At 45.7% G+C, this 12,455-nt stretch carries 2 protein-coding genes; one reads left to right on the plus strand and one right to left on the minus strand.

Features of this window, described 5'->3' with window-relative positions; translation table 11 throughout:
* Positions 1-42: 42 nt before the first annotated feature.
* Positions 43-3,672 carry an S-layer homology domain-containing protein gene (locus MHB85_RS09730; RefSeq protein WP_341072841.1) on the minus strand — a complete coding sequence of 1,210 codons (3,630 nt, stop codon included), beginning with the start codon at positions 3,670-3,672 and terminating at the stop codon, positions 43-45.
* Between the two features lie 473 nt (positions 3,673-4,145).
* Between MHB85_RS09730 and MHB85_RS09735 the strand changes: the two genes are divergently transcribed.
* Positions 4,146-12,425 carry an immunoglobulin-like domain-containing protein gene (locus MHB85_RS09735; protein WP_341072842.1) on the plus strand — a complete coding sequence of 2,760 codons (8,280 nt, stop codon included), beginning with the start codon at positions 4,146-4,148 and terminating at the stop codon, positions 12,423-12,425.
* Positions 12,426-12,455: the final 30 nt, after the last annotated feature.

A 12,455-nucleotide genomic window follows, 5' to 3' on the forward strand; every position in this document is an offset into this window, starting at 1 on the left:
ATTGTCCAGCCGGGAGGGGTCACCTTAATTCTGTATACGCTTTCAATTAGCCAGATATTCAACGAAACGTTCAGCGATTGTGGCTACTTCGGCGCGGGTGGCGGTGGCTTTGGGAGCAAAAAAGTTGCCCGGTTTGCCTAATACAATGCCGTTGCCTTGCAGCGCCTGAACGGCCTCCAACGCCCAGGAGCTGATCTCACTCTGATCCGTGAAGGACATAGAGTTGCTTTCAGGTATCTCATAGCCCTTGTACTTCATGTAATTGTACAGTATCACCAGCATCTGCTCGCGCGTCATCGGTGAATTGGGGTCAAACAGGTCTGCGTTTGTACCGTTGACTATGCCTTTTTCGGCCGCCCACTCGGCTGCCGCCGTGTACCACTGTCCGTCCTTCACGTCGCTAAAGCGGGAACTCGTGTAGCTGGAAAGGTTTACATTCTCAAGATTGGCCAGTACCTGCACGAACATTGCACGCGTCATTGCGGTGCCCGGTGAGAACGTCGTGGACGTCGTGCCGTTGAAAAGATCGTAAGTGTAGACGAAATTTATATCGTTGTAGAACCATTCGTGCATGTTGGCATCCGTGAAAGGATTGCCTGATATCACGAGGAAACCCAGTGGGGTGGCGTCATCAAACGCCAGCTCCGTACCCTCACGGATGTTCAGCGATATGCCGTTGTCTAAGCCGACTCTTGCGCCGCTTGGTCCTACCACAACCGCTCCGCCGCTCCGTATCTTCGATCCGCCGTGGAAATACACCTGGTTGCCGTTTGATAGGTTCACATGCGCGTCTTTGCCGCCTATTGTGACCGTACCGTCGCTCGCGATCGTCGAGCCGCCCGAAATGGTCACTGTGCTGTTGCCGCCGGGTAGTGTCACTTCGGCGCTCTTGTCTGCTGGAATACTTACCTTCCCGTTTGAGTCTATCGTTGTGCCTTCGGGTACCTTGATCTTCGTCCCGCCTTTGGTCGTAATCTCGCCGCCGCCTGGCAGGGTGGTGTTGCCGTTTTTGTCTGTGACCGCGGGTTTATCCTTCGGTGTATTCACTGTGTAGGTCGACTTCGACGTTTCAGCGTCTGTCCCGGTGCCCGTATTGTTGGTGTTGTGTGTATTACCACTGTTGCTTGTATTACCGGTGTTGCCCGTATTGCCTGTAGTGCCACCAGAACCAGGCACGGTAGGAGTTTTTTGAGACGTCGGCATCGCCGTCAAGCTGATCTCCGCGCCGTCGCCCTTCGCGTTCACCGCGATGATGGTGAAGTTGTAGCCTTGGCCGTTTGTCAGATTGTTGAAGGTATATTTGGTCTCCGCCGCATCCAATGCAACCGGTGTTACATTGCCATACCATACCTTGTAGCCCAATATCGAGCTGCCACCATCGTCAGCAGGAGCATTCCAGCTCAATGTGACCTGTCCGTCACCCGCTGTCGCTTTGAAGCCACTCGGTGCACCAGGCACGGACGGTTTTCTCTGTGCGAACATCCAATCAAAGACATCTGTGTAGTTGTTGTTCCAAGCTGGCAAGTTAGAGGACTGCGCCGTAGGTGCCATACTCCAAGTTCCCATAGTGATCTGGTTATAAAGAACCGCCGCTTCAACTTCATGCGCTATATAATCAGCCAGAACAGGTGTGTTGGCAGGATTCGGCCTCAGATTCGGCTGATCAAACTGATTGTAGGGCCACGTAAGTGCCTCATTACTCTCAAAGCGCGAAGCCCTCGCGTTGATCATTTTCGGCATATTGTTATTGATAAAGTTATTGAGGTTAGTCTGGTAGCCTCCGACATTATGAGCATTTAAAAACATCCAATAGGCCAGGTTGTAGTGAGCGTCATTGTCCTTAGCGTTCGGTGAACCGCTTACCGGGGCCATAGGTGCGGCGGCAGCGAAGAAGCCAGGGTAGCTGTTAACTAAGTTGTTCGTATACTGGCCGCCCCAGGAGAAGCCTGCTGCGTAAACACGGTTAGGGTCTACTTCGCCGCTGGCAATCAGGGCGTCTATGACCTTCTTAACATTCTCTGTGGAGGGAACAGATACGCCATTATAGGAAATATTCAGAACATGGCTGGCGTACTTATCGGGATTTTGCTCCATCTTTTTCATTAAAGCGACGGAGCCGTTGGCGGATTTCATGGCAGCTTTTTGGTCTGTCGCAGCGTTTGTGCCGCCGCGTGACATGCCGTGGGTATATACATAGAGGGGCAATCCTTTCATCACGTTATCTCCGTCATCCTTGTGAAGGTAGAGTGAACGATTGACCGAATTGTCCGTGAATGTTGTAAATTTATCAAGGATCGGATTCACAACTTTTTCCTGTTCAAAAACTACGTTGTGAAGCGGATTCCCTTCTGTCAGTACGATCTCACCCTTTTGAGTAATGTTGTAAACCTGCTTTGTCGAGTTGCTACTACCATCCAGCGTTGTACTGCCGCCGCTCTCTGAATAAAACTCAGACTCAACAACGATGTAACGACCGCTCGCCAGTCCGTCCTGATAATCTGGTGAATGGCTAATCGGCCCCACATAGCCGCGTACCTTCGGTTCATCATTAGCATACACCCTTGTGATCTTGCGTGGTCCTTCAAAGGTCACTGCTTCGCCGTTCAGGGTCGTGTTCCTAGCCGATAAGGCAAACAAGTCTGGATTAAGCGCGGAGCCTAACGCCGCCTTCCCCTCGCCTAAATCAATGATAACAGCCGTTGTGTACTCGCCACTGGCAAAGTTGTCATTCCATACAATAAAGGGAAGTATCCCCGCGTCCGGATCGTTTTTGAATGTCACATGAATGGCATGATCAGCCTCAATATTCGTAAAGGTATAAGTGCCAGCAGATAGAGTCAAGGTCTCGCCGTCTACTGTTACGGTATCCACAATTTTGCCGTAATCGGGGGTAAACGTAATTTCTTTGTCAGAGCCCCGATCTACTCTCAGAACATCGCCGGGTGGGTTCGACATGATTGAGCCGCCCGGTCCCGCAGTGGCGGTGATTGAAAATCTGGTGTCCACTTCATTGGCTGAAGTGAGCTGCAGGCTGTCTGTAAATGAATCAGAGCTGGTATAAGCTGCGTCTGGAACTCCAAAAGAGGAAACGACTTCATAGCGGTCACCGCCGTTTTCCGTCGAGTTATTGATGTAAACCTCAAAGGTAAGCTTTCCCTCCTCAAAGGCCAGGGTTCTTTTTGGTATTCTCATTTCCACGATGTATCCGGTTTCCGTGATCTGGGTCCATGCAGCCCTGCCTGGAGCGGCCTGCCCTGAAAACACACCCGTCGAGCTGACTCGCCATTGATTTGAGCCGCTGGTTCCGGTATCAACATAAAACTCCAGGCTGTCATACCGATGATCTGCGCCAGCTCCCTGATATAGATTACTGTCATTCACAACTACGTGGGCATACAGGTAGTCATGATCCCAAAGGATTCTGGCTGTGCCCGTGGCATGGGGTCTCGGGTCGGTGGGTACCGTGCTTTTGTTGATGTGATGCTCCATGGTTTGGTCCCAGAGGGGATCATTTGCCCCGAGTTCGGGAGTTCCAAAAATGGCGGTGGGTGTTTCATTCGCTTCTGCGTTCTCGATGTTGTCAGTGGCGGCAGCATAGCTGTTAGGCATTAGCGACGCCACCATGACCAAGCAACAGAGGAATGCGAGCATTCTGCTAAATCGTTTTGGCATAAATGAAAATCCTCCTTATTTTTTCGATCCGGTTCGCCCACGGCTTACCGGCATCTTATTCGGACACGTTGTCAATATGACAAGCGCCCAACTATATATATTAAGTTTATCAGGAGTTAAATCCTTTAATTTACACATAAACCATACGTATACATCCAGAACGGCAGAGATGCCGTTTTATTGTTTTGATAATCTTGTACGCATTTGTGCATGTAGATTGCTTCATATGAATGGTGTTGCAGTCTGCATTCATTTCAAATTGCAATAAAAAAATCCACCTTATGAACAAGAAACTACATTGAATTGGAATGGTGGAAGACGTAATATGAGAAGAAATGTAAGCGCATTCATTCCAGGGTGTTTCTTTAACTCCTTGAACGAGTTGGTCTTGTTTTAAAGCTGGAATAAGGATTGCGTGCTTTTGAATATTAAACGAGGGGAAGAATGCTATGCTAAAGCGGATTTCAATCATAATGTTAGCTTTACTATTGACCTTCAGTAACTGTTTGAGTCTTGTTCTGCCATTTAACAATCAAGCTTCAGCGGACCCCATAACACCAACGATGTTGGCACAGTATCCATTGCTTGAGGATGTACAGGATACATCCGGTAATGGCAAACATGGAACGGCAGTAGGAAACATTACGTATGCTGATGGTCTTACTTTACCTGGAGGAACAGACAGTACTACGAACTACGTGCAGCTTCCTACTGGATTGTTTGATCATCAAGAAAATACAACGATTTCTGTATGGATCAAGAGTAATACGGGAAGCGGGAACTACTCCGCATTATTCTACGGTACGCCAGCAGCTGAAAATAAATTGCCAACGAATTACTGGATGTTTAATCCATCGAATCCAAGTGGTGATTTTAAGTCCGTATTTACGGATCGCAATAATATTGACCAGCCTTGGACGACAGAGGTAGGCGTATCAGGCACTTCTACGTCACAGTACGAAGGTCAATGGGTTCATTATACAACGGTCATTACAGAACGCTCTATTACAGGTTACATTAACGGTGTAAGTATCGGCACGGCCGCCAAAGAGAAAACAACAGCAGACTTTGGTACGGATTTGCAAGCTTACATCGGTCGCTCCAATTATCTAGGGGATGCTACTTTTGCAGGTAGCTTTCAAGATTTAAGAATTTACGGAGAGGCACTAAGTAGTGAATATATCGCTGAAGTATATGAACAATCATTTAATGAAAAGCAAGTACAACAAGGCAAATTAGAGCTAACGTTAGGTGATGTATCTGCCGTGACAGAATCTCTTGAACTTCCTTCTGCCAATAAGTATGGCGCATTGATATCATGGACTTCCAGTGATGAAAGTGCGATTAGTCCAACCGGGGAAGTGTTCTTACGAGAAATGGAGCAACAAGTGACGTTAACTGCAACCATTTCTTTAGGTGGAAGCCAGGCAACGAAGGAGTTCGTGGTTACCTTACCACCTAAGGATGACTCTACTCAGCAGATTGCCGTTAAAGGTGTTTCGCTTAATGAATCTGCACTTGTTTTATCCATGGGGGACAGCGAGACATTAGTGGCTACAATTTCACCTTCAAATGCAAACAATAAAAGAGTCGTCTGGACATCTAGTGACTCAAGTGTAGCGGTTGTCAATTCAACGGGTGAAGTTACAGCGGTTAGTGATGGTGATGCCACAATTACGGTACAGACTGAAGATGGAGCGTTTACAGCTACATCAGCCGTTACCGTTAAGGGAAAATCACTCAAAGATGATCTTATTCTTCATTACGACATGAAAACGACTACAGAAGTAGACGGTCAACTCGTACTAAAGGATGTTGCCAACAAGGAAGTTACATTCGACGGGGTATTTAAAAATCCAAACAATGGACAATTCATTTCAAATAGTGAAGTTGGCTTTATTTCCTTTAATGGTGGAAGCTCTACATCGAACAGTGGGTATGTTGAGATTCCTAAGGGCTCCAATGGACTAGATTTATTACAAGGTCTGAATGAAATTACCGTATCTTCCATCGTAAACTGGACGAATGATGGTACGAATCGCTGGATTTTTGGTTTGGGTACGGTGTTAACGCCTGAAACGAACAAATATTTTTTTGTAACCCCACGTCACGGTAGTGGATCAGGCAATATGATTGCTACAGGTATATCCAAAAATGGCTGGCCGAACGAAGCATTAGTTACAGGTAGCGCAAACTCCAACCTGATCGGTGGACAGTGGAAGCATGTAACAGTTTCCTTCTCCGAAGCTAGCAACAAGATGACATTATTCGTGGATGGAGCTAAGGTTGCTTCAGGTAATACGAAGGGACTAAAGCTGTCAGACATTATTAATCCGGATGCTACGTTCTCTGGCTTTATCGGTAAGTCCATCTTCGCCAACGATCCATATTTTCAAGGTAGCATGGCTGATTTCCAAGTATATGATCGTGCGTTGACGGAGCAGGAAATGAGCGAGTTATATCAACAAGAAGCAGCAACTCACATCTCCAAAATACGTCAGCTCACTGTTGATGATGCAGCGAATCAACTTGACATGGGTCATTACTTAGACGAGGCAGATCAGAGTGCTGACAAGATAACGAGAAACGTTAATTTACCAACAAACGGTAAAAATGGCGTAAACATCACTTGGAGTTCTAGTCATCCTACTGTCATTTCTAACAGTGGCACTGTACAACGTCCGGCTGTTCAAGCAGGTGATGTTCAAGCAGAGCTTACGGCTACTTTAACGTATCAAGGCGTATCTATAACTGCTGTATTCCCGGTTACTATCTTGAAGCAATTCGATGATCAGCAGAAGGTTGATCTGGACGCTGAACAATTAGAGATCTACAATGCGGACAATGTTAAAGGCAACTTACGTCTTGTCACTACAGGTGAACAAGGCTCCACCATTACATGGACATCCAGCAGGCCGGCGGTTGTTAAAGGAACGGCTGAAGCGGCTGGTAACGCTACACAATTAGGCTGGGTGAGCCGTCAAGCTACGGATATACCCGTTACGCTAATCGCTACTATTACGAATGGTGCAGCTTCTAAAGAGCTAACGTTTAACGTTACAATTAAAAAAGCAGCTGCACCAGTACAGCCTGATGCGTACTTCTTTGCATACTTTACAGGTGAGTATGAGGGCGGTGAAGAGATCTCCTTTGCTACAGCGGAAGATCCATTGTTCTGGAAAGCGCTGAATAATGGGAAGTCGATCCTGCAATCGGATATGGGTGAAAAAGGACTTCGTGATCCATTCGTTATTCGGTCAGCAGAAGGTGATAAGTTCTATATGCTGGCAACCGATTTGAAAATGGGCGAAAGTACAGATTTTGATCAGGCTCAAATTACGGGCAGTCATTACATGATGGTTTGGGAGTCAGAGGATCTCGTGAACTGGAGCGAGCAGCGAATGATCAAGGTGGCTCCTAAAACTGGAGGAAATACGTGGGCGCCAGAAGCGATCTATGATCCGGTAACTGGAGAGTATATTGTATTCTGGGCATCATCAATGAAAAACACAGAGACATATGGTGATTATAACGGAAGACCTGCAGGTCAGTACAATGTGATGTACTACGCGACAACACGAGATTTCTACACGTTTTCTGAGCCCAAGGTCATGATTGATGAGTCACTTCCGACCATTGATACAACGTTTATTGAGCATAATGATATGTTGTATCGATTCACCAAGTCAGAAGTGAATACGAAAGTGTATGTGGAGAAAGTACCAAATTTCTACTATGACAAGGATGGTATTGATGAGAATGGCCTTCAATACAACGCTGTTCCGGGTACGCGTGATAACAAACTTGGCTTGATCGGAAAAAATGGGAACAACGAAGGACAAACGATTTTCAAGGATATTCATGAAAACAAATGGTATCTGTTCCTTGATTCATGGCCATATCATGTACGATATACAACAGATCTGGATAGTAGCACGCAATATATAAACAATGTGTTAAGTAGTGATCAATATGCACTTCCGCCAGGACCACGACACGGGACGGTGATTCCAATTACACGTGCGGAGTATGATGCATTGCAAGAGAAGTATGCATGGAAAGGTCCAGCACCATCAACAGACCCGGTTGTACATTACTCATTTGATGCAAATACAGTGAATGGTACAACGTTGAATGACATTTCTGGTAATGGTCATCACGCAACACTCGTAGGTGGAGCAACGATTAATGAAGAGGATCGCATCGGTAAAACGGGTGGTGCATTAGAGCTTAATGGATCAACAGGATATGTGAAGCTGCCAGATCACTTGATTCAATCCTTGAATCTGGAGAAGGCTACGTTCTCAACATGGGTTCAAATGGATAAAAATCAAGCCAATCAAAGAATATTTGATTTTGCTTCCGAAACAGGCAGACAGGTTAACCGCAACACCATGTACTTGAGTACACAAGGGGATACAGGTAGTCTGGAGTTCGCTGTCGTAACCCCTTTTACAGAGAAATTTAGCAATGACAGCACGAAACTAGGATCAGATTATAAATATGCAGTGAGAAATGCTGGACTTTTACCAACGAAGACTTGGCAGCATGTTGCTATTACAATGGATGAATTTGATGCCGTTTTGTACGTGAATGGTCAAGAGGTTAAACGCAGATCTACATTTAACGTGGAGCCGAGAATGTTACTGGAAACAACGATGAATTATATTGGTAAATCGAGAAACAGCTCTCATAATCTATTTGATGGTAAACTGGATGATTTCCGTATCTATAATCGTGCATTATCTGTTGAAGAGATTGCAACTTTAGCTAATGAAGACGTTACTCCTCCAGTAGAGCAGCCGTCTGGGGCAGAACTCATTCTCCACTACGATATGAATGATATCGATGGTGCGACGGTTGTTGACCAAACAGGAAAGTTTAATGGAAAATGGATGAATCCGTCTAAAGCAGAATGGATTAGTAAACAAGATGCGGGTGTACTAAGCTTTACTGGTGGCACAACTAACTCCTATGTTGAGCTGCCACAAGGAGTTCTCGATGGATTAACGGATATCACCGTTTCATCCATTGTAAACTGGAGCGGTAAAAACGCTGCGGAGTGGTTATATGCATTAGGAAGACCAAACAGTAATACGCACTATACGTATTTCACACCACGTTATAATGCTAACGGTCTAGCCCGGTTGGGTATCGCGACGAATGCCTGGAATAATGAGTCTTCAGCTTCGACCACGGGCTTAAAGAATAATGAATGGAAAGTCGTTACGACGGTTGTTTCAGGTACAGATGGTACACTAACGCTTTATATTGATGGAGTTCCTGTTGCATCAGGCTCTACGAATGGAATGACATTAGAACAAATAAAAAATAATTCAGGCAGTAGTGGAAACATTGGTAAGTCATTCTATACAGATGATCCATACTTCGGCGGGTTGATTGCAGACTTCCAAATCTATGATGGTGCTATGACTGTTGCGGATATTAAATCACTTAAGGCTCAGGCAGATCAGAAGATTGCTTTACTGGAGGGCATGCTTGTATCGGCTGCGACAGAGAAATTAACGATTGATGATCTTCTTGCCTCGAATACATCAAAAGATGAGATTATAAGCAATGTAACTTTGCCAACATCAGGTGCTTATGGCACAACAATAAGCTGGACTTCGGATAAGGGGAATGTAATCTCAACTACAGGTGCCGTAACCAGACCAGCGAACGCAACTGGCGATCAAGTTGTAACGTTAACAGCAGTATTTACAGATGGTACAGAGACAGATCGCAAAACCTTTACGTTGATGGTTAAGGCATTGCCAAGCGATGCCACTTCTGTAGATGAAGCAAAAGCAGCGCTAGTCGTTCATAACATTAGTGATGTTAGAGGTCATCTCTCATTACCGGAATCTGGACTATATGGAACAACCATTACTTGGACTTCTGTTCAGCCAAATGTCATTTCAGTGACTGGTGAAGTACAACGTCCGGCACACGGTAGTGGAGATGTAGACGTGAAGCTTACAGCTACGATTACATTAAATTCAGCATCCACTACAAAGGAATTTATGGCGAAGGTGAAGGAACGGCCTGCTGATGAAAAATATGCGGGATACTTCTTCACATATTTCACTGGAGAAGGTAGCTCAACAGGCGAGCAAGTTCACTTTGCACTAAGTAACGGCAATGATCCGTTGAACTGGCGAGAATTGAATAATGGTAAACCTGTATTGACCTCTACCTTAGGGGAGAAGGGAGTACGTGATCCATTCATTATTCGTTCGCCTGAAGGTGACAAGTTCTACATGATCGCTACCGATCTGAAAATTAACGGCAATGGTAACTGGGGCAGAGCACAGACATGGGGCAGTCGTTCCATTATGGTGTGGGAATCGAATGATCTGGTCAACTGGACAGATCAACGCATGGTAGAGGTTGCACCGGAAGAAGCGGGTAATACATGGGCACCAGAAATTATGTACGACAAAACAACTGGTGAATATATCGTATTCTGGGCTTCAAGAATGTTTGATGATGCATCCCATACAGGTAGTGCATATCAAAAAATGATGTATAGCAAGACAAGAGATTTCTATACGTTTACTGAACCGAAAGTATATTTGGATTATGGATACTCCATCATTGACACAACGATGATTGAGCATGATGGAAAAGTGTATCGATTTACGAAGGATGAGCAGGACAACGGAGCTTCTGCTCCATTTGGCAAGATGGTTTTCCAAGAGGTTGGTAACTCGATCTTAGATCCAGCCTTCAAGATGATTAATCAAGGTGTGGGTAACATGAAATGGGTTGAGGGTCCAACGATCTTTAAATCAAATACAGATGAAAAATGGTATTTATTCGTGGATGAGTTTGGTGGAAGAGGTTATCTTCCATTCGAGACCACCAATCTTGCATCAGGTGTCTGGACATTATCTTCTAACTACAATTTACCCGCTAGTCCGCGTCACGGAACGGTAATTCCCATTACACAACGTGAGTATGATGCACTTAGTGGGAAGAACGTACCCGTTAGTGGAATTAGCTTGGACAAAACGACATTGTCAATCGTAGAAGGTCAATCTGGGCAATTGACAGCTACCGTGTTACCAGCTAATGCAACGAAAAAAGCAGTAACCTGGAATTCTAACAATCCAGCTGTAGCCACTGTAAGTGCGACAGGTCAAGTAACAGCTGTGGCACCAGGAACAGCAAGCATTACAGTAACTACAGAAGATGGTGGGTTTTCATCCAGCGCTACAGTAACAGTAACACCATTGGTAGAACCGACTGCACCAGGAGAAGTGACAAGACCAAGTGTAACAGCAGGTAATCAGAAGCTGACTTTGAAATGGAGTAATCCTGATGACAGCGATCTGGTTGCCATTAAGATTACAGGTCTTGGAAATACAGAGTTTAAGACGGTAACGCTGAATCATGCGACTAGCAGTTATGAAGTCACGGGACTTGCGAATGGTACGCGTTATGAATTCCGTATTACTACGGTAAACGCAGCTGGAAATGAATCCGCAGGGGTTGTGGTGTCAGGAACACCACAAGCACCAAGCAGTGGTGATGGAAATGGTGGCGGTAACATCCCTGCACCTACAGCACCAACAGCTCCAGGTGGAAATGAGCCAGTGGTCATGGACAACGGTCAAATAAACATTAAGCCAGTCGCAAGTGAGAACGGTGCTTCTATCGTGAAGTTAAGTGCAGATACGGTGAAACGTGCGCTTGATCAAACGACAGGCGGTAAGCTGCAAGTACGAGTTGATGGTGATCAAAGCTTGAATGAGCTAACGATTGAGCTAGCAATAGATGCAAGCTTAACAAGTGGAACGTCTACGGTAGATCGCATCGAGATCAACACTGGCTCTGCAGTCGTAACCGTGGCAACCGAACTGCTTGGAACAGGAACAAGTGCAGGGAAATCGTTAGGATTGGTGCTTAAGAAAATAGCAGCTAATCAACTGTCAGCTAGTGCACAAGCTCAGCTGAACGGTGAGGTCGTTTACGATATCGAGTTAACGATTGACGGTAAGAAACTTACAGAGTTTGATGGCAGAGATGATCTCGTGATTGAATTGCCATACACACTAAAGGCTAACGAAAATCCAAACAACGTCGTCGTATACGATGTGAAGGACAACGGAGAGCTACGAGTGGTGACGAATGGTAAATACAATGCAGCGACAGGAAAAGTAGAGTTCAAGCCAACGTATGCAAGCAAGTATACGGTAGCGTATGTTGCAACGAGCTTTAAGGATGTGACCCAAGACTGGGCGAAGGACGCGATCTCAGCATTGGGAGCAAGAGGCATTGTGAAGGGTATGGGCGACGGCGAGTTTAATCCGAATGGTCAAGTGACAAGAGCAGAATTCATCACCATGCTGATGAATATGTTGGAGCTATCAGATGAGAACGCAACGACAAGTTTTAGTGATGTGAAGCCAGGAGAATGGTACCATGGAAATATCGCAACCGCGCAGAAGCTGGGGATTGTGAACGGGAAACCAAATGGACGATTCGGAGTTCATGAGAACATTACGCGAGAAGATATGGCGGTTATGGTATACAAGGCGATCCAGATTAAGGAACTAGCGTTAGCAAGTGGTGAAGCTACTGCTTTCAAGGATGAAGCAAGCATCGCAAACTATGCGAAGCAAGCGGTAGAGGCAATACAGGGAGCAGGCATAATCAACGGTGTAGGTAACGATGAGTTTGCACCGAAGAAGAATGCCAGCCGCGCAGAAGCAGCAGTGATGATCTATAATTTGTTAGGTTTGATGTAGACACGCGCTTCTTGCATCAAGGAATAACAA

It is taken from the genome of Paenibacillus sp. FSL K6-4396 (assembly GCF_038002525.1).
GTDB lineage: Bacteria > Bacillota > Bacilli > Paenibacillales > Paenibacillaceae > Paenibacillus > Paenibacillus amylolyticus_B.

Excerpts from the sequence above, each read along its gene's own strand:
- MHB85_RS09730 (WP_341072841.1), bottom strand. The coding sequence starts at position 3,672 with ATGCCAAAACGATTTAGCAGAATGCTCGCATTCCTCTGTTGCTTGGTC.
- MHB85_RS09735 (WP_341072842.1), top strand. The coding sequence starts at position 4,146 with ATGTTAGCTTTACTATTGACCTTCAGTAACTGTTTGAGTCTTGTTCTG.